This window comes from Bradyrhizobium erythrophlei (assembly GCF_900129505.1).
Classification (GTDB): Bacteria; Pseudomonadota; Alphaproteobacteria; order Rhizobiales; family Xanthobacteraceae; genus Bradyrhizobium; species Bradyrhizobium erythrophlei_D.
Genome location: NZ_LT670818.1, coordinates 1,003,203 through 1,021,818 on the forward strand (window position 1 = coordinate 1,003,203; position 18,616 = coordinate 1,021,818).

The 18,616-nt window shown below is 61.7% G+C and carries 15 protein-coding genes and 1 pseudogene; 11 read left to right on the plus strand and 5 right to left on the minus strand.

The annotated features are described in order from the left end of the window. Positions 1-101: 101 nt before the first annotated feature. Positions 102-848 (minus strand): YebC/PmpR family DNA-binding transcriptional regulator, encoded by a 747-nt coding sequence (locus B5525_RS04760; protein ID WP_079564971.1) that lies wholly within the window; start codon positions 846-848, stop codon positions 102-104. 208 nt (positions 849-1,056) lie between these two features. Between B5525_RS04760 and B5525_RS04765 the strand changes: the two genes are divergently transcribed. From B5525_RS04765 to B5525_RS04780, 4 genes are all read left to right on the plus strand, one after another. Next, complete coding sequence (locus tag B5525_RS04765) at positions 1,057-2,817, plus strand: methyl-accepting chemotaxis protein (protein ID WP_079564972.1); 1,761 nt, start codon at positions 1,057-1,059, stop codon at positions 2,815-2,817. Between the two features lie 78 nt (positions 2,818-2,895). Further along, complete coding sequence (locus tag B5525_RS04770) at positions 2,896-4,323, plus strand: methyl-accepting chemotaxis protein (protein ID WP_079564973.1); 1,428 nt, start codon at positions 2,896-2,898, stop codon at positions 4,321-4,323. 351 nt (positions 4,324-4,674) lie between these two features. Next, positions 4,675-4,776: a cytochrome P450 gene (locus B5525_RS47700; RefSeq protein WP_244567830.1), complete on the plus strand. Its 102-nt coding sequence runs from the start codon at positions 4,675-4,677 to the stop codon at positions 4,774-4,776. Positions 4,777-4,906: 130 nt separating this feature from the next. Further along, positions 4,907-5,752, plus strand: a complete 846-nt coding sequence (locus B5525_RS04780) for a metal-dependent phosphohydrolase (protein ID WP_079564975.1) — start codon at positions 4,907-4,909, stop codon at positions 5,750-5,752. Between the two features lie 106 nt (positions 5,753-5,858). Here B5525_RS04780 and B5525_RS47705 read toward each other — a convergent pair. Further along, positions 5,859-5,990 (minus strand): annotated as a pseudogene (locus tag B5525_RS47705) (DUF4399 domain-containing protein); the annotation flags it as partial. Between the two features lie 41 nt (positions 5,991-6,031). Beyond that, the gene (locus tag B5525_RS43580; RefSeq protein WP_154073064.1) at positions 6,032-6,367 is read right to left on the minus strand and encodes a hypothetical protein; all 336 of its coding nucleotides are present in this window, start codon (positions 6,365-6,367) and stop codon (positions 6,032-6,034) included. A 396-nt stretch (positions 6,368-6,763) separates the two neighbouring features. Between B5525_RS43580 and B5525_RS04795 the strand changes: the two genes are divergently transcribed. Together B5525_RS04795 and B5525_RS04800 are read left to right on the plus strand one after the other, a co-directional pair. After that, complete coding sequence (locus B5525_RS04795) at positions 6,764-7,354, plus strand: hypothetical protein (RefSeq protein WP_079564978.1); 591 nt, start codon at positions 6,764-6,766, stop codon at positions 7,352-7,354. A 306-nt stretch (positions 7,355-7,660) separates the two neighbouring features. After that, positions 7,661-8,659: a transglycosylase SLT domain-containing protein gene (locus B5525_RS04800; RefSeq protein ID WP_079572944.1), complete on the plus strand. Its 999-nt coding sequence runs from the start codon at positions 7,661-7,663 to the stop codon at positions 8,657-8,659. Between the two features lie 94 nt (positions 8,660-8,753). On the opposite strand, the gene B5525_RS04805 is transcribed toward B5525_RS04800, so the two are convergent. Further along, on the minus strand, positions 8,754-9,311 hold the full coding sequence (locus B5525_RS04805; RefSeq protein WP_172899815.1) for a PepSY domain-containing protein: 558 nt from the start codon (positions 9,309-9,311) through the stop codon (positions 8,754-8,756). A gap of 302 nt (positions 9,312-9,613) precedes the next feature. Between B5525_RS04805 and B5525_RS04810 the strand changes: the two genes are divergently transcribed. The 5 genes from B5525_RS04810 to B5525_RS43585 all read left to right on the plus strand — a co-directional run bounded on the left by B5525_RS04810 (position 9,614) and on the right by B5525_RS43585 (position 16,620). Next, complete coding sequence (locus B5525_RS04810) at positions 9,614-10,054, plus strand: hypothetical protein (RefSeq protein ID WP_154073065.1); 441 nt, start codon at positions 9,614-9,616, stop codon at positions 10,052-10,054. Between the two features lie 243 nt (positions 10,055-10,297). Then, on the plus strand, positions 10,298-10,762 hold the full coding sequence (locus tag B5525_RS04815) for a (2Fe-2S)-binding protein (RefSeq protein ID WP_079564981.1): 465 nt from the start codon (positions 10,298-10,300) through the stop codon (positions 10,760-10,762). A gap of 9 nt (positions 10,763-10,771) precedes the next feature. Continuing rightward, positions 10,772-12,964, plus strand: coding sequence for a xanthine dehydrogenase family protein molybdopterin-binding subunit (locus B5525_RS04820; RefSeq protein ID WP_079564982.1), 2,193 nt, complete (start codon positions 10,772-10,774; stop codon positions 12,962-12,964). Then, the gene (locus B5525_RS04825; protein WP_079564983.1) at positions 12,961-14,304 is read left to right on the plus strand and encodes a c-type cytochrome; all 1,344 of its coding nucleotides are present in this window, start codon (positions 12,961-12,963) and stop codon (positions 14,302-14,304) included. The genes B5525_RS04820 and B5525_RS04825 overlap by 4 nt, the downstream gene beginning before the upstream one ends. A 2,142-nt stretch (positions 14,305-16,446) precedes the next feature. Beyond that, positions 16,447-16,620, plus strand: a complete 174-nt coding sequence (locus B5525_RS43585; RefSeq protein ID WP_154073066.1) for a hypothetical protein — start codon at positions 16,447-16,449, stop codon at positions 16,618-16,620. Between the two features lie 47 nt (positions 16,621-16,667). Here the strand turns inward: B5525_RS43585 and ltrA are convergent, their stop codons facing one another. After that, positions 16,668-17,990 carry a group II intron reverse transcriptase/maturase gene (gene ltrA, locus B5525_RS04840; protein WP_425305221.1) on the minus strand — a complete coding sequence of 441 codons (1,323 nt, stop codon included), beginning with the start codon at positions 17,988-17,990 and terminating at the stop codon, positions 16,668-16,670. Positions 17,991-18,616: the final 626 nt, after the last annotated feature.

The window sequence follows — 18,616 nt, forward strand, 5'->3', positions numbered from 1 at the left end:
CTGCGAAACATCTACCGGTCGTCGTACCCCGCGAAAGCGGGGTATCCAGTACGCTGGGGCTTCTCGGTTCAATCACTATGAGGCTCGGCCCTGCCCGACCCTCACCCGCCCATCTTCGCCATCAGCGCGTCCGAGACCTCGAAATTGGCGTAGACGTTCTGGACGTCGTCGTGCTCATTCAACAGGTCGATCAGCTTCAACAGCTTCTCACCGGTCTCGTCGTCCACTGGCACCGTGTTCTGCGGTTTCCAGGTCAGCGCCGCCTTGCGCGGCTCGCCGAACTTCGCCTCCAGCGCTTTTGCCACCTCGCGAAACGTCTCCGGCGAGGCGTAGATTTCGTGTCCGCTTTCGCTCGAGGACACGTCGTCGGCGCCGGCCTCGATCGCGGCATCCAGCATCGCGTCGTCGGACGCGACCTTGGCGTCATATTCGATGACGCCGGTGCGATCGAACATGAAGGCGACCGAATTGGTTTCGCCGAGATTGCCGCCGGACTTGGTGAAGAAGGAGCGGATGTCGGACGCCGCGCGGTTGCGGTTGTCGGTCAGCGCCTCGACAATCACGGCGACACCGCCGGGACCGTAGCCTTCGTAGCGAATCTCGTCGTAGTTCTCGCTGTCGCCGCCGCTTGCCTTCTTCACGGCGCGCTCGATCGAGTCCTTCGACATGTTTTCCTGGCGGGCCGAGATGATCGCGGCGCGCAGCCGCGCATTCATGCTGGGATCGGGCTGGCCCATCTTGGCCGCCACCGTGATTTCCCGCGCCAGCTTGCTGAACAGCTTCGACTTCTGGGCGTCCTGCCGCCCCTTGCGGTGCATGATATTCTTGAATTGGGAATGTCCGGCCATGCGGTTTCTTTCGGGGATTCGTCCGGGAGGTCTTGGGTGGAAGGCGCGGCGTTATAGGCTGCTGATTTGCCAAAATCAAAGATTTACGGGCATTTTCGGTATGGTGGTAGTGTCTATTGCCTCCATATGAGGCAATTATTAACCGTGACTTCACGCCCAAATGCCAAGATGACGGCCTCCTTATCCTTACAAGTTGCCAAGGGGCCCTATGGCGTTCGGTTTTTTTCGAAAGCGTCGGCCGGAACCTGCTGCGCCGGTTGTGGCCGCGCAGGCTGCGACGCCAGCAACGGTAGCCGGTTCCGCCAGCGCCTCGGACAGCGATTCGGCGCGGGAAATTCTCGAACTGCTCGAACTCGAACTGGGCGCGATGATCCGCCAGCTCGAGCGCGCGGCCCATTCGGTCGCCGGCGGCGCCGAGGCGACCGCAGCGACGCTCTCCACCATTCGCCAGCGCACCGATGCGCTCACCGGCCGCACCAGCGCTGCGCAGTCGACCGCGACCACCTTCTCGCAGGCCGCCGACAAGTTCACCCACTCGGCTGACGGCATCGGCTCGCAGGTCCGCGACGCGAGCAAGCTCGCCGATCAGGCCAGCGCCGCCGCGCGCGAAGCCAGCGCCAATGTGGATCGCCTGCGCGAATCCTCGGCCGCGATCGGCAATGTCGTCAACCTGATCGCGCAGATCGCCCGGCAGACCACGCTGCTCGCGCTCAACTCCACCATCGAGGCAGCGCGCGCCGGCGCCGCAGGGCGCGGCTTTGCCGTGGTCGCCACCGAGGTCAAGGCACTCGCGGTGCAGACCCAGCACGCCACCGAGGAAATCAGCAGGAAGATCGAGGCGCTGCAAAAGGACGCCGCCGGCTCGGTCGACGCGGTGCATCGGATCGCGCAGGCGATCGAGGCGATCCGCCCGGTGTTCGAGAACGTCAACGGCGCAGTGGCCGAGCAGAACGAAACCACCCACGAGATGAGTGAAAACGTCGCCACCACGTCGCACTTCATCGTTTCGGTCGGCGACAGCGCCGCCGAGATCGATAGCGCGGCAAAGGAAGCCGAAACCCATGGCGAGCGCGTCGCCTCCGCCGGCAAGGCCGTGACCAATTTCGCGCAGAAACTCAAAACCCGCTGCGCGGTGCTGCTGGGCCAGAACGGGCGCGAGGAACAGCGCAAGCGCGAACGGCTGCCTTGCAACATCGGCATCGAAATCCCGGCCGCGCGCGGCGCGGTCGCGGCGGCGGTCTACGAGATTTCCATGGAAGGCATCCTGATCTCCGGAGCGGAGGCCGAGCGGCTGCCACTGAACCAAAGCCTGAACGCGACGATCGAGGGCATCGGCGCCTGCCGGATTCGCATCGCCGAACATTCCAAGGCCGGCGCGCAGGCGCGCTTCGAGGCGCCGGACGCCGCGCTCCGCGAAAAGATCGAAGACCGGCTGTGGGCGATCCGCGACGAGAACACCGAGTTCGTCACCCGCGCCATGGAGGCCGGCACCGCCCTGACCAAAATTTTCGAGGATGCGGTCAGAAGCCGCGCCATCTCGGTCGACGACATGTTCGACGAGAGTTACGTGGTGATCCCCGGCACCGATCCGGTGCAGCATCGCACCAGGATTCTCGACTGGGCCGATCGCGCGCTGCCGCCATTTCAGGAAATGTTCCTCGCCAAGGACCCGCGCATGGTGTTCTGCGTGATGATCGACCGCAACGGCTATCTGCCGGTGCACAACAAGATCTACGCGCATCCGCAACGGCCGGGCGATGTGGCCTTCAACACCGCCAACAGCCGCAACCGCCGCATCTTCAACGATCCCGCCGGCCTCGCCGCCGGCCGCAATCTGCGCTCCTACCTGATCCAGAGCTACGCCCGCGACATGGGCAACGGCAAGACCGTCATGATGCGCGAGATCGACGTGCCGATCCGGGTCCAGGGGCGCCACTGGGGCGGCTTCCGCACCGCCTACAAGCTTTGAGAGATATCCGTTCGAGACTGACCCGCGTCCAAGAGATTTGAACCGCTTTCGAATTCGCTCAGCAAGAGGAAGGCAACGATGTCGGCTGCGCAGCCCATCAAACTGGAACATGCCGCAACTGTCCCCTCGGACAGCGAACGCCTGGTCGATCAGCTTGCGAACCGGATCGGCGGCCTCGGGGTCGAGCTTGCGGACGTGGCCGGAAACCTGCAGGAGGTCGCCGGTCGCGTCTCCAACCAGTCCGAGCGGTTCGGGCATCTGCAAAAAACCGCCGAGACCATGGTTTCTGCCAACCACGGTATCGCCGGCGCCTCGCAGGCGGTGCAGACCGCCACGACCTCCGCGGTCAATGAAATCACCCAATCGCGCGGCGCGGTGGAGACCGCGGTCCAGCATATCGCCGAGCTGATCGAGGCCGTGGGGCGCATCGAACACCGCCTCGGCGCGGTCGGCACCGCGCTCGCGCAGGTGGCCAAGGTCTCCGGATCGATCGAAGCGATCGCGAAGCAGACCAATCTGCTGGCACTGAACGCGACCATCGAGGCCGCCCGCGCCGGCGCCGCCGGCCGAGGTTTCGCGGTGGTCGCGAGCGAAGTGAAGAGCCTTGCCGAGGCGACGCGCCAGGCCACGCATCTGATCGGCGACACCGTTCGCGATCTCGACGGCCAGGTCGGCAGCCTGATCGGCGAAAGCAGCGATGCTTCGGTCAGGGCCAAGAACGCCGGCGAAGGCGCGCAGCAGATTCAGGGCATCATCGTCCGCGTGCAGGACGGCTTTACGGCGGTCGGCCGCGAGATCGACGGTGTCGCGAAAGCAGCCACAACCAACCTTGCCCATTGCGACATGGTGATCGACGAATTGGCGAACCTCGCCAAGGGCGTCGATCTGTCGTCGACTGACCTGCGGAGCGCCGACGAAAGGGTCGCAAAGCTGCTCGACCTCTCCGAGGGGCTGATCGAGCTGATCGCCACCAGCGGCGTGGAGACGTCGGATGCCCCGCTGATCCGCGTCGTGGTCGAAACCGCAAGACAGATTTCGGCGGCTTTCGAGAGCGCGATCGAGCGCGGCGACATCCGTCTCGAGCAATTGATGGACGAGCACTACCGCGAAATTCCCGGCACCGACCCCAAGCAATATCTCACCGACTATGTCGAATTCACCGACCGCATCCTGCCGCCGATCCAGGACCCGATCCAGAAGATCGATCCACGAATCGTGTTCTGTGTGGCATGGGCCAAAGGCGGATACCTTCCGACCCACAATCCGAACTATCGGCTGCCGCAGGGCAAGGACCCGGTCTGGAACAACGCCAATTGCCGCAACCGGCGCCTCTTCAACGACCGCGCGGTGAAAAAAGTAGCGGCAAATACCAGACCGTTTCTGCTGCAGACCTACCGGCGCGACATGGGCGGCGGCAATTTCGTCCTGATGAAGGATCTCTCCTCGCCGATCCGCGTCCGCGGCCGCCATTGGGGAGCTTTCCGCATGGGCTTTCGGCCAACGTGAAGTTCGGGCCAGAGGGATTCAATTTCAAACAGCAGCCGATCGTCATTGCGAGCGAAGCGAAGCAATCCAGCTTTCTTTCTTGTTGCCCGGTGGATTGCTTCGCTTCGCTCGTAATGACGGTTTCAACACATGCGTATTACTCTCGCCACGCGACGCGCCCGAGTTTTGCTGTCAACCTCCTACCCTCCTCGTCAGAGGGCGCAGGGAATGCCGGGCGCCCGATGCGCCCGATAGCCGCATCGCAATATTCCGCGCGGCGCCTTCGTTCCGTTCGGCCTCGGTCCCCGCATCTGCATCGGCCGGGGGTTTGCCGTTCAGGAGATCCTGGTCGTACTCGCGACCATTCTGCCGGTGTTCCGCTTCGTTCTGCTCGATCCGCCGGCAGTCATGCCGGAAGCGCGCATCACGCTGCGCCCCGCCGGCGGCATGAAGATGCTCGTAAGGCCGCGCTAGCTGAGAAGGCGCCGGCAGACCAGGGCGTCCTCTAAGCACAAGAGTGCGGTCGCCACCGGGATGTGCTATCATCAGCTCGCAATGAAGGAGTTTTTGTCACACCACGGCATTCAGCCAGATAGGTGTTCAGATGATCACAATTCCGCAACTGGTAGCGCAGGCTTTGGGATCGTTCCTCACTTCAGATACCAAGAGTCGGTTTGGCACTTCACATGCCCGCCTCGCTGAAGTTATTCCCTTCGCAGCCAGACTGACGTTGGATTGCATCGGCAACAGCGACGCCCTGTATCACAACATTGAGCACTCAATGCTTGTCACCCTCGCCGGGCACGACATCCTGATGGGACGACAGATGTTGCGGGCAACTACCGCGGGCGACTATGCGAATTTCATTTTGGCATGCCTTACCCATGACATCGGGTACGTGCGCGGAATTTTGCAGGGGGATGACAACGAGTCCTATGTCGCAGATCTCAGTGGTCGCACGGTTCGTCTGCCGCGAGGGTCGTCCGATGCCGCGCTCGCGCCCTATCATGTGGACCGCTCGAAAATGTTCGTCTCCGAGCGCCTCGACGGCGCCGAAGAAGTTGACGCTGGCCGAATCTCCCGAGCAATCGAATATACCCGCTTTCCCTATGCGTCATCCTCGAACGACGACCTGATCGAGGAGGAAGGCTTGTTGCTGCGCGCCGCCGATCTTATCGGTCAACTCGGTGATCCCAATTACCTGAAAAAGGCAAATGCGCTGTTCTACGAATTCGAGGAAATCGGCCTGAACAAAACGCTCGGCTACGACACGCCCGCTGACGTGGTCTATAAGTACCCGCAGTTCTATTGGAATAACGTCGCTCCGCAAATTCAGACGGCGATACGCTATCTCAATGTCACGTCGAGCGGTCGCCAATGGATAGCAAACCTTTATGGCAATGTATTCCGGGCTGAGCGTGAGCTGAACCTGTCGGGTCCGCAACTGTGATCATGCTGCTGCCGGGTTCCGTTGACAACGAGCCTTCCGGCAAGCCGCCCCGTGGCGAATTGCGCTCGAATCCAGAACAATGAGAACCGCCACCAAACCAGACCGACTTGATCCGGGTGGTAATTTTATCTGAAACGAGCGGCGGGTTGAACGGATAATGCTTGGCATCGCCCAATGCCAGTTGGAGAGTGTGCTTGCCGGGCGGCAGCTCGATACGTGTCTCGGTTTGACCCGCCCCAAGGCCGCGCTATGCCTGAACTTGTCGCCGCGACCACTGAATCAAAGGAAAAGCTTATTCTCTGAAGAGGCCGCCAAAGCCAGTTCCGAAACCTTGCTCAGGGAAATCGGCTCCGCCGGCTTAACAGAACTCGCCTCGCGATCTGACGGCGGGGCGAAAACCAAGGACGGGACCAAACCCGGCGACATTACTTCGCCACCCGGCGACAGTCGAGCAACCAATCTAACGCCGTCCCAAACCTCAACGTCGTGTTTTTCACTAAGCTGCCTAGCAGCATTCATGGCGGCGCCGTCATGCGGGTGATCGTTCGGAAAATCCTCGGCCCAAACAAAACGATGGCCGTCGATACCGAGAATATAGGCCCGATAATCTCCCATGGCACCGCTCCCGTGAGGTTGATGCAAGGCAACAGTAAGTGCTTTGTTCGGCTCCAAATTAGGCTGCCAAATGGCCAAATTGGGTCCAAGGGTGCGACAAAAATAACCGCTAAAAATAACCGCTGGAGCGAAATGGGTATCCACCGCGGAGTCAGCAGCAGCCCCGAGCGCATTCGCCGTCCGGAAAATCCTGAACGTCCCAGGCGCAAAGTCCGCAATTGGAAAGGCGATGTCCGCGCTTGGAACCAGCCGCTCACAACCCCGCAACAGAAGTTCCGCCTGACGATTCCCGCCTCAGTTTTTCCTTAAGTTCGGCAAAAACGACATCCTTAATTGCGGCAGTTGCGTTCTCTCCGAACGGCACCGGATAAGAAACAAAGGGCGGGGAAGGTGATTATGGCAAAGTGCGTCACGGGCCTTAACAAAATTGCGACCTTCGCGGTCGTTGCGTTAATTCACGGCCCAGCCGTCGCATCGACTTTTTCTGGCGAACTGCCGGTCGGATATTCGGATAGCCGGTTTCAGGTTGGCGCAGGCACCTCGCTCCTGGCAATCGATATCAGCGCGCTCGGCATTCGCGATCCCACCCTATGCGCCTCATGCAACAGCACCTATACTGACAATTACACCGTCAGTTTGTTCAATCAAACCGGCGCGCTTCTGGAGTCGGTGAACGAGACCAATTATCTCTACTACAACATGTACAGCAGTTCACACGGGATCGGCGCGGGGCCCGTGTTTATCGCGGTTCCAACTGGCGCGACAACACTCGAAATCCAGAGTCAGCTTTATATTGCCGGATTACTCGACGCCGGTGGGCTTCCACTGAACTTTGGTAGTTTGACGATTTCCAGTGACGGATCGATCACTGCCGCGACGCCCATTCCGTCCACTCTCCCGCTTTTGGCTACGGGCCTGGTTGCGCTGGGTATGCTTGGTTGGCGGATCAAGAGACAGAGGAACGGCGCGCCACTGGCGGCGGCCTGAAATGCTGAGCGAGATCGCGAGCGCCCGATGATCCGTTTTCAGAAACTCCGCCATCGAACTCGGCCCGCGCCACCCGTTCACGCAGCGAAATTGCCTTGGACACTTTCTGACGAAGCGACTTGTGTGAGATGAAACGGCGGAGCGGTTTCTGCTTCGGAAACCTTTTCGATATACACATTTTTTCTCCCGCCATAGAGGAGCATCGCGGGTAACGATGCTTGCATGACCCTGGCCGCTCCCGATCGCTCGACCATTCAGAAGGATCTGGTCCCAGCTCTGCGTGCCCTGCTGTTTGCCGCGTCAGTGATGCTCCAGTGGACGGTGGCTCCGGCGCTCGCGCAAGATGCGGCGCCCGCTCAGACCGACGCCGTGGAGCCGAGCGGCGGAGGACACGCGAGCCCCATGAATGAAAACAGAGCGGGCGCGCAAAGGCAGCCAGAAGCCGCGCCGGAAACCGACGCGCGCGAGTCGCTGTGCCTGATAATCGAATCCGCGGCGCGGGCGAATGACCTGCCGCTGGAGTTTTTTGCCCGCGTAATCTGGCAGGAAAGCCGTTTTCAAGCCAATGCGGTCGGCCCCGTCACACGCAGTGGGCAGCGCGCGGAAGGCATAGCGCAATTCATGCCAGGCACCGCCAGCGAGCGGCGGCTGCTCGATCCCTTCAATCCCGTTCAGGCGCTGCCGAAATCGGCCGAATTTCTAAGTGAACTCCGCAACCAGTTCGGCAATCTCGGGCTTGCCGCGGCTGCGTACAATGCAGGACCGAAGCGGGTGCAGGACTGGCTCGCTGGCTCAGGCTATATGCCGCAGGAAACGCGCAACTACGTCGCGGCCATCACGGGCTCGAGCGTCGACGACTGGGCCGCAGGGAGTAACGGCAAGTTGCCCGGGCGGCCGCAGGCCTCGAATTGCCGCGACCTGATCGCGCTGCTGACGCAGACGCCGAATCGATTTGTCACTCAGCTTGAACACCGCGTGACGCTCGCCACCGCCAAGCCCTGGGGAGTGCAGGTTGCCGCCGGTTTCAATCGCGATAACGCGCTCGCGATGTATGCACGGGCGACGAATGGCTTGAGCGCCGTCATCGGCAACGATCCGAACGTGGTTGCCTTGCTGTTCCGCAGCCGCGGCACCAGCTCTTTCTATCAGGTCCGGATCGGCACCAACACGCGTCGCCAGGCCGACAATCTTTGCAGCCGCATCCGCCGCACCGGTGGCGCCTGTCTCGTAAAGCGAAACATGGGTGCCGCATCTTCGACAGTTCCGCCGAAGAGCGAGGCGGTTAATCAATCACTCGGCAAATAGCCATTTGAGTTGCCTGACGATACTCCAAGCCGCTGATCACGAAGTCATCGTTTGATGGCCTAACGCGGTAACCGGCAATTCGGCCGATCAGGTATCAGAGTCTGTGAGGGTCGAGAGGGCGGATAAAGATGAATGGATACAGTTCCGAGTAGATATTTCCCTCCAGATCGAGGATGACGCCGACGGACCTTCCATCTTTCATTGTCGCTTTGCCGCGCCAAATTCCGCGATTGTCCTTTTGCAGTCCGGACAGATTTGAATACCCTTTCGCCTCAATTCGCGATTTTGCCTGATCTTCGTTGAGACTGTCGGAGCCAGGCAAAGTCCGCCGAATTGGACCGTTGGGAACTTCCTCCGGCCCAATCGCAGAATAAGACGGAAACGCGGTACCGGTATAACAGGGACTAGTGGGATTGAACGACGACGAGCGACGAATGGAGCCGCGATCAAAGTCGGCCCGCGGGTAGTCGTTGAAAAATGCTGAATAGTGCTCGCGCGACGACCCCGAGTAGCAAGGATTGAGAGGGGCGGTCGCGAAGGCAGAGGGCAACGTCGGCATGGTCGGATAGGCCGACGGTGGCGTGGGCTGTGTCTGCGCCAGCGCGCACCCGGTCATCCCGGTGATAACTGCCACTATAATGGGGATTCGCATGGCCATCCCTCTCGAATGAACCTCATACCCCTACGCCTGCCTACACCCGAGACGTCCCGTGAAGTAAATAGTCTTGCGCGGCCACCATTCCAAGGGCAGTGGCCGGCGCCGAGGGATGCCGGTCCGCGAGGCAGATGCCGGAACACGACCGGCCGCCGATGTTCGCCCGGACAAGGATGATGAGAGGCATTGAGCCCGCACCGTCGAGCGCGTCTTCGATTCGCCGCGAAAAAAACACGCATTGGGAGCCACGTAAATCGGAGAGGCGCAAATATTGGCAAATAATGTTGGGAGGAGTTGCCGTGGCAGAGGACGACAGTGACGACTACAAACACACTCTGGCGCAGGCGATTTTCGGAATGACTGCGGCTATGCCCGGACGCAACCCGCCGGAATCCGGGACCGACGACATCCAGCAAGCCAAAGCAACGGTTGCCGCGCTGGAACCTGTCCGAGAAACTTCGGCTGCCTCGAACCATGAGCCGAGCGGAGGCAGGACGCAGCAAAAGCAAATCATGACGTCGGCCGAACTCGCTGAGATGATTGAACTCGATCTGGCGCATCACCCCGACTGTCCCAGGGCCGGTTTTCGAGTGACGGTTTACGGCGGGTCGTATTGGCGAGCGATGCTGACGATCACCCCGGCTGCTGGCGGCGTTCGCAATCCACAGGAATGGCGAGACCTGACAAATGATCTCGCTGAGCGGCTGCGCAAGCATTACGATTTGGCCTGCGAATATTGAGTTCACGCCGACCTCCTGGCGATGAATTCCGCAACGCCAGACCGGCCGCGCCGCTGGCAGCGCAGAACCCCAGGCCACACCCATCGTGCGTTGTAGAAAGACGTGGAGCCGCGGCGAATGCCACGCTCCTCGCAGCTGATCATAGCGGCCGCGCTCGCCGCGATCGTTTGCCGATCCAACCGGCAGGATCGCGCGTGATTGCATGATGAGCGCCATGCGGCGACTGTCGAGGGGGAGTTTCGGATGGCCACCACGCTGACGATCAACGGCGAGCGCAAATCGTTCGATGCTCCCGGCGACATGCCGCTGCTTTGGGTGCTGCGCGACGTGCTCGGCCTCACCGGAACGAAATTCGGCTGCGGTATCGCGCAATGCGGCGCCTGCACCGTGCATATCGACGGCAAGCCGGTGCGTTCGTGCCTGCTGCCGGTCAGCGCGGTGCGCGGTCGCGCCGTCACCACCATCGAAGGCATCGGCGCTTCGCCGGCCGGCGCGAAAGTCCAGAAAGCCTGGCTCGACCTCGAGGTGATCCAGTGCGGCTATTGCCAGTCGGGCCAGATCATGGCCGCAGCGGCCCTGCTCGCGAACACGCCCAACCCCGATGATTCCGACATCGACGCCGCAATGGCGGGAAATATCTGCCGCTGCGGTACCTATGTGCGTATTCGCGCGGCCATCAAGCAGGCCGCGTCCGGACGCCAGTCGTAGGAGCGTACCATGTTGGCCAGGGAAAGCGTCGCGGCAACAGCAAGAACGTCCGACGGAGTTTCGCGCCGCGCGTTGCTGACCGGCGCGTTGGCGGGGGGATTTCTGCTCGCTTTCCATCTTCCGGTGCGCGCGGTCAACGAGCCGGTGCAGCCGCCCGATAGCAGCAGCGGCAAATTCGCCCCCAATGCGTTCATCCGCATCGACGAGGCGGGCCATACCACGCTGGTGATGCCACAGGTCGAGATGGGTCAGGGCATCTACACGGCGGTAGCGATGATCCTGGCCGAGGAACTGGACGCCGATTTTGCGTCGGTCACACTGGAGCACGCGCCGCCCGACGAGAAGCTGTACGCAAATCCTGCCTTCGGCGTCCAGGCAACCGGAGGCTCCACGTCGGTCCGCGCGTTCTGGACGCCGCTGCGCAAGGCAGGCGCCAGCGCCCGCGCCATGCTGGTGCAGGCCGCGGCCGGGCAATGGCAGGTCGAACCGGCAAGCTGCGCGACATCGAACGGCGAGGTCACCCATCGCGAGAGCGGGCGCAAGCTTTCCTATGGCGCGCTGGCGCTCGCCGCGAGCAGCCAGACGCCGCCCAAGGACGTCGCGCTGAAGGATCCAAAGGATTTTACGCTGATCGGCAAGCCGCTGAAGCGCCTCGACACGCCGGACAAGGTCAACGGCAAGGCGGTGTACGGCATCGACGCGATGCTTCCCGGCATGAAATTCGCAACTCTTGCGGCGTGTCCCGTGTTTGGCGGCAAGGTCGCCAAGGTCGACGACAGCGCCGCCAGAAAAGTCCCGGGGGTGCGGCAAATCGTGATCCTCGACGATCTGGTCGCCGTGGTCGGCGATCACATGTGGGCGGCCAAGAAGGGCCTCGATGCACTGGTGATCGACTGGGACGAGGGTCCGAACGCCCACCTCAGTTCGAATGACATCTGGCAGGATTTGCGCGCCGCCAGCGAAAAGGACGGTGTGGTCGCTAAATCCGAAGGCGATATCGCCAAGGGCCTCGCCACCGGCGACAGGCTCGATGCGTCCTACGAGTTGCCGTTTCTGGCGCACGCAACGATGGAGCCGCTGAGCGCCACGGTTCATTTCAAGCCTGATTCCTGCGAAATCTGGACCGGTACGCAGATCATGGCGCGGGTGCAGTCGGAGGCGGCCAAGGCGGCCGGGCTCCCGGTCGAGAAAGTGATCGTCAACAACCATCTGCTCGGGGGCGGCTTCGGCCGCAAGCTCGAGCCGGACATGGTGGTCGCGGCCGTTCGCATCGCCAAGCAGGTCGACGGGCCGGTAAAAATCGTGTGGACCCGTGAGGAGGACATCCAGCACGATATCTACCGCCCGGTCTATCGCGACACGATTGCGGCGACCTTGTCCGACGGCAAGATCGTCGGCTGGAAATACAAGGTCGCAGGGGCCGCCATCATCGCGCGCTGGCTGCCGCCGGCTTTCCAGAAGGGCATCGACATCGACGCCGTCGACAGCGCCGTCGACCAGCCCTACGACATCCCGAATCTGCATGTCGAATATGTGCGCGCCGAACCGCCGGCGGTACCGACAGGGTTCTGGCGCGGGGTCGGCTGCAATAACAACGTCTTCGCGATCGAGTGCTTCATGGACGAGCTGGCGCGCAAGGCCGGCAAGGATCCGATCGATTTCAGGCGATCGATGCTTGGAAAAAACCCGCGTCTGCTCGCCGCCCTCAACCTGGTGGCGGAAAAATCCAATTGGGGCCAGCCGCTGCCGGCGCGCGTGGGACGCGGCGTATGTGTACAGCCGTCGTTCGCGAGTTTCATCGCCACAGTGGTGGAAGCGGAGGTCGACGAGTACGGCGAAGTCAAGTTGCGCCGCGTGACCTCGGCGGTCGATACCGGCATCCCCGTCAACCCCGACACCATCGTGGCGCAGGTCGAAGGTGGACTGATCTTCGGCCTTACCGCCGCGCTTTACGGCGAGATCACCATCGACAAGGGGCGGGTGCAGCAGTCCAACTTCAACGACTACCGGATGCTGCGGATCGATCAGGCGCCCAAAATCGATGTTCATGTGATCAAAAACGGTGAGTCGCCTGGCGGCATCGGCGAGACCGGCGTGACGGCGGGGCCGCCCGCGCTGCGCAACGCGATATATGCCGTGACCGGCGTCGCCCTGCGACGGCTTCCGATCGACCGTGCGCTCATATCGGGGAAGAAGTCATGAGCCCCGCCGCGCGCCGCATTCTCCTCGGCGTTGTCGCGGTCGTGGTGGTCGCGCTCGCAATCGCGGTCTGGCTCGTTCGCGGACCGGGGCCGATGGCCTTTGCCGGCGGCCCGAAGGTCGCGCTGGCGGATTACAAGGCCGCCAATCCGACCGGCGCCCCGGCGACGCTCGCCAGCGCGAGCCTGGTCGAGCGCGGCGCTTATCTGGCGCGCGCGGCGGATTGCATGGTCTGCCACACCACGAAAGGCGGCAAGGACTATGCCGGCGGGCTGGGGTTCAAGCTGCCGTTCGGCACGCTGTACTCGACCAACATCACCCCCGACAAGGAGACCGGGATCGGCAATTACAGCGATCAGGATTTCCTCAACGCGGTGCATCGCGGCGTCCGCCGCGACGGCGCGCGGCTTTATCCGGCGATGCCGTTTACCTCCTACACCTATATCAGCGATGCGGATGCGCTGGCGATCAAGGCATATCTGTTCAGCCTGCCGCCGGTGCACGCGGTCGCGCCCGCCAATACGCTGACCTTCCCGTTCAACCAGCGCTGGGCGATGACTTTCTGGTCGGCAGTGTTCAATCCGGACACCCGCTTCGAACCCGACACCTCGAAGACGCCGGAATGGAACCGGGGCGCCTATCTCGCCGAGGCGCTGGCGCATTGCGGCGAATGTCACACGCCGCGCAACCTCGGCTTCGCGCTCGACAACCGCGAAAAATTCGCCGGCGCCCTGACGGCGGGCTGGCGCGCCTACAACATCACGTCCGACAAGGCCACCGGCATCGGCGCCTGGCGCGACGAGGATCTGATCGCCTATCTTTCGACCGGACACGCGGTGGGTCACGGCTCCGCGTCGGGGCCGATGGGCGAAGCCGTGGATCACAGTTTCAGCCAGTTCGCGCCCGAGGATATCAGTGCCGTGGTGGCCTATCTGCGCAGCGTGCCCCCGATCTCCTCGCCCGACCTGCCGGCGACCCTGGCACCGCCGGCGCCGGCATTGCACAAGGACGGCGGCACGCCTGATCCGCGGGGCAAGATGGTGTTCGAAGGCGGCTGCGTCAGTTGCCATGGCTGGACCGGCGAGAGTTCGATCTCGCCCTTTGCCACGCTCACCGGCGCCTGGGCGGTCAACGATCCCGCCGCCACCAACGTCGCGCAGATCGTGATCGCCGGAACCAGGCGGCAAAGCGAAGGCGCGCTCTCGATGCCGGCATTCGGCAATGCCTATTCCGATGTCGAGATCGCCGCGGTCGCCAATTACGTCACCGCGCGCTTCGGCAGCAAGGGATCGCATCTCACCGCCCAGGACGTGGCCGAGCTGCGCAAGCAGACGGCGGAGTAGCGGTTTCGCGGACACCCCACGACCGTCATACCCCGCGAACGGGTGATGACGACTGAATGTGTCGCGGGTGTTCGTATCCATCAGACAAGCGTCCGCGATCTCGCGGCGCGATTGCGCCCGGGCTATGCCTGAATTTTGGCCCTCCTCAGCAGAGGGCGCAGGGAATGCCGGGCGTCCGATGCGCCCGATAGCCGCGTGTGCAATGAGTGTGGTAGAACGCACACGCGTTAGTCAGGTCACACCGGGAACATCCGGCATTCCCCGCGCAGTGGTTTTACGGCTTATAACGCGCTCTCCCCGGTGACCGGGCTTTCTTGCCACCGTCGCCCGCGAAAATTGCTTCCCACGAACTTGACGCCAGCGTCGGGGCGTCAGGACCACACGCCTTCGCCGTCCGCCAGCCGCATCGCCCGTCATGCGCGCCGCCAGCGTCCACCGCATCCCGCTCCGCGTTTCGTGACATTGCGCAACGCTCCTCCGAGGAGCGGGATGGCTTTCGGATATAAGGTGATTTGCGCTTTCGGGAAATCAGAATATTTTTTCGAATGGGGCTAGACAGAGGGGTCGAGAAATTGTCCAAGTGATTTGCCCGTCGGGTCCGCAACGGAGCGCGCCTGCGCAAGATTGCAGGCAAGTTTCCTGATCCGCCACCGTGGTCGCCCGTGCTCTGCCGCAAAAGTCGGATCCTTTGCCGGTTCAACAACTTTCGCTGGCGAGCGATCGGGCGGTTTGAACCGCCGCTGGTCGATGTCCGTCTTTGGTCCGCTTGCAGACTCCAACCATGCACACCGCCATGACCGAAACGTGCCATAAGCGGTCATTCAACGATGGTGTCAGCGCGCAACGAAAACGTTCCGGAAATATTCAGCATGATGGCCTTGGCATTTTTGAGATTCACAACGAGTTCAAATTTCGTCAGGCAGATCGCCGGGCTTGTGCTACTAAAGGCGCGTCAGCACCATAGGCATCACAAATGAACATTCCGTTCCTCTTATGCGCGTTTATCACGACGGTGAGCGCAGTTATTAGCCTCGGATTTTCTGTTGCAGCGGCCTTCAATCCCGCAAACGAAGTCCGCAACACGGCGCTATACACCTGTGCGCGAAGTGTAGCCTTGGTAATAGTAAGTGCGGTCCCATTTCTGACAGGCTCAACTCCATGGCTATTGGCGATCGCTTGCAGCATGATCATCGTTCAGATCTGTGACGCCGCAATAGGAGTGGTAGTTAAGGATCGGATGAAGACCTTCGGTCCCGCCGGAACTGCGCTCCTGAATCTTGCAGCAGTAATCTGGTTGCTGAGCTAACTTTGCTCATGAGCGTCCCAGGTCGTCGCTGACTATTCCATTGCTGGCGTCAAAGCCCGAAGTCCCTGCCGTGCCGAACTCCTGAATTTCGCGCAACGGGAGCGACGGCGCTGTCCGTTTTGGTGAGGCGCTGATCTGCCTCCAGCGGAGTGACATACTATGAAGCGCCGAAGGAATACAGCGTAACCAAGTATCGTTACTGTCGTGAATGACCGTCCGGTGTTGGTCGATCCCGGTAGCCACCGCGCTGAAACATATCGAATTGCTTGCCGGAATTCACGCTTAGAGATTCCGCTTGCGGGCCGAGCGAGGCTGAACGGCGTGGTCAATAACCAAAGACCGCGATATCCAATGAGACCAAGAGCGTGATCACGCAGGCTCAACAAGAGTTTACGTCGAGGCTCGTGCAGAACGTGCGTTATCCCCTATCTATCATGGAGGAGGATGAAGCTATGAACACGATTAAACTGGCGATGGCCGTGCTCGTGGCCGCAGGGGTTGCTGCTACCCCGTTTGCTGCGCAAGCGAAGAAGTACAGGCACATCAGGCACTATCAGACGTCCACGTCCGGCCCCTATCCGCTGGCCGGAGTGTCGGTACCGCGAAACGGTGGCTATGGTACATCCGGAAATCCGGTTGGAACTGTCACGGCTCCGTCAATAGGCACATACAGTTGGCCTTCGGTGGGAGTCACAAACGCGGTTCCCACCTGGAGCAACACCACTCCCGCCGTTCGCTAAAGCGCGATGAGATTAGGTTGAATCGTCATCGCGCAGTGCGCTTGGATCAACGATAGCTGAAAGGGAAGTGTACGGGCCGCCGGCGCGAGCGCATCGATGCTGGAAAGCGCCCGTAAAATCGACAGAAAAGCGCACCACCGATCGCTCGACAACCAGGAAGAGTGCGACATCCCCGTGCTTGCGCCGCTGTTTGAGTTTGCACTCGACGTCTCAGTTGGGTCAAAGGGCGAAATGCTCGCCGGGAAGCGCGGTAGGGACGATCATTGCTGACCGCCCCCCGCCCAAATCCGTGCAGGCGGGATTCCCGCACACGGCTCCTACCTTGGGTGCATGACGGCAAAACGCCTATCGGGATATGGGTGAAGGATGCGCGGTTGGGGGAGCCAGTCGGCGGCTAGCCCATGCATTCGCTGCCACGAGAAGCGGTCCTTCTGGCTACGCCGCCGCAGCGTGCGCAACCAGATGCGCTTCACATAATAGTAGAATGCTCTCAGTGCAGGGCCGTTGGTCGGCACGGCATGATAAGCGAAGAAGCCTCTGACCACCTGCTTGAGCCAAGCCCCTTGCTCGGGGATAGGCTCGTGCATGCGCCGTCGCAATTCCTCCTTGATCCTCCTGAGCGTTGCCTGCATGCGATCGCGCCGTGTTGTTCTTTTGACAAGGAACTGTCCACGGCTGTTGCGTTCACAGATGAAGGTAAAGCCAAGAAAGTTGAAGGTCTCCGGTTTTCCGAGCCCGCGATGAGCGCGTCGTTCCGCCGCAAAGCGGCCGAACTCGATCAGGCGAGTCTTGTCCGGATTGAGCGACAGCGAGAACTCCTCGAACCGCTTGCGCATATCGTCCCAGAAGCGCCGGGCGTCCCCCTCGTGCTCGAAGCCGACGACAATGTCATCAGCATACCGCATGAGGATCATGTCGCCCGTGGCCTCGTGCCGTCGCCAGCGCTCGGCCCAGAGGTCGAACACGTAATGCAGGTAGACGTTGGCGAGCAGCGGTGAGATTACCGATCCCTGCCCCGTTCCCTTTTCACTGACCGTGACAACCCCGTTCTCTAGGACACCCGCCTTCAACCACTTCTGGATCAGGCGGATAATGCGCAGATCGCCGATGCGGTGCTCCACGAATCGCACCAGCCAGTCTTTGCTGACTGAGTCGAAAAAGGAGGCCACATCTGCGTCAAAAATGAAGTTCACTCGCCTGCTCGTGATCCCGACAACCAGCGCATCCAGCGCATTGTGCTGACCTCGCTTGGGTCGGAACCCGTAGCTGAACCCGAGGAAGTCTTCCTCGTAGATGGCGTTCAACACAGCTGCGGTCGCTCTCTGGACGATCTTGTCCTCGAGTGCCGCAACCGCCAACGGACGCTGTTTCCCATCAGCCTTCGGTATGTATGTCCGGCGTGATGGCAGTGCCCGGTATGCTCCCCGATGAACCCGCTCATGCAGATCAGTGAGGTTTCGGTCAAGGTCTGCTTCGTAGGTCGGCCACGTCAGTCCATCCACCCCAGAGGCGGCATCGCGTTTGAGCGCGAAGAACGCTATCCGCAGGCAGTCGATACTGATGTGGTGGAGGAGTGCAGTGAGCTTCCCCTTCTTCCGTTGCCTTGCGGCTTGCCGTACGCGCTCCAGCGCCTGTGCCACGCGCTCCCGTCCCTGTGTCCGGTGCGTGCTTTGCCGGCGCGCGTTCCCCTTGGCCCCCGCCCTTGGCTCCACCGGCTCCGCTGCGGTCGGGACCGCTTTGTTCGTCGGCTTCACAGCTACTATGGCAGAGTCTGACTTCTCACGACCGTGCATCATCGGCTACGGCTCCTCACCTTCCCGATGCGGACCGGCGGCTGTTGCCGAACGGTCGATCGCGAGATCTCCCGGTTCCCGCGCAAGGAGCGTCTGCACATGCCAGGGTCTCTGACCACGCCGGGTCGTCCTGGCGCTCGCGATGACGCGCCCAGACGTATTGCCTTCCACGATCTGCACGGTGTCGGCACCCAGAATAGGAATCTTTCGCGGCTCGATGGCTGGCCTATGCGCTCCCCTGTCAACGCTTCGCCGAAACCCTCGCGGGCAACTGCGCATGACTCGGGGCCGATGTGGATCGCTACTCCCTCATCGTAAGAGACTTGCACTCTCTACTCCTTGCCGGTCTCCCGGCGCTTCGTAGATGTTTTCCGCTTCGGCCCCAACAGCGGACATTGCTCAATAGGTGCGGCATGTCCGTTCGGTGCCACATCCAGACATGTGCCAGTTACTCGATCACCTCATCGGCGCTG

What these genes read in the sequence shown, in the direction of transcription:
- B5525_RS04825 (WP_079564983.1), top strand. Translation starts at nt 12,961, where the DNA reads ATGAGCCCCGCCGCGCGCCGCATTCTCCTCGGCGTTGTCGCGGTCGTG.
- B5525_RS04765 (WP_079564972.1), top strand. Translation starts at nt 1,057, where the DNA reads ATGGCGTTCGGTTTTTTTCGAAAGCGTCGGCCGGAACCTGCTGCGCCG.
- B5525_RS04760 (WP_079564971.1), bottom strand. Translation starts at nt 848, where the DNA reads ATGGCCGGACATTCCCAATTCAAGAATATCATGCACCGCAAGGGGCGG.
- B5525_RS04800 (WP_079572944.1), top strand. Translation starts at nt 7,661, where the DNA reads ATGCTCCAGTGGACGGTGGCTCCGGCGCTCGCGCAAGATGCGGCGCCC.
- B5525_RS04795 (WP_079564978.1), top strand. Translation starts at nt 6,764, where the DNA reads ATGGCAAAGTGCGTCACGGGCCTTAACAAAATTGCGACCTTCGCGGTC.
- B5525_RS04780 (WP_079564975.1), top strand. Translation starts at nt 4,907, where the DNA reads ATGATCACAATTCCGCAACTGGTAGCGCAGGCTTTGGGATCGTTCCTC.
- B5525_RS04815 (WP_079564981.1), top strand. Translation starts at nt 10,298, where the DNA reads ATGGCCACCACGCTGACGATCAACGGCGAGCGCAAATCGTTCGATGCT.
- B5525_RS43580 (WP_154073064.1), bottom strand. Translation starts at nt 6,367, where the DNA reads ATGGGAGATTATCGGGCCTATATTCTCGGTATCGACGGCCATCGTTTT.
- B5525_RS04805 (WP_172899815.1), bottom strand. Translation starts at nt 9,311, where the DNA reads ATGCGAATCCCCATTATAGTGGCAGTTATCACCGGGATGACCGGGTGC.
- B5525_RS04770 (WP_079564973.1), top strand. Translation starts at nt 2,896, where the DNA reads ATGTCGGCTGCGCAGCCCATCAAACTGGAACATGCCGCAACTGTCCCC.
- B5525_RS43585 (WP_154073066.1), top strand. Translation starts at nt 16,447, where the DNA reads ATGCTGGAAAGCGCCCGTAAAATCGACAGAAAAGCGCACCACCGATCG.
- B5525_RS04820 (WP_079564982.1), top strand. Translation starts at nt 10,772, where the DNA reads ATGTTGGCCAGGGAAAGCGTCGCGGCAACAGCAAGAACGTCCGACGGA.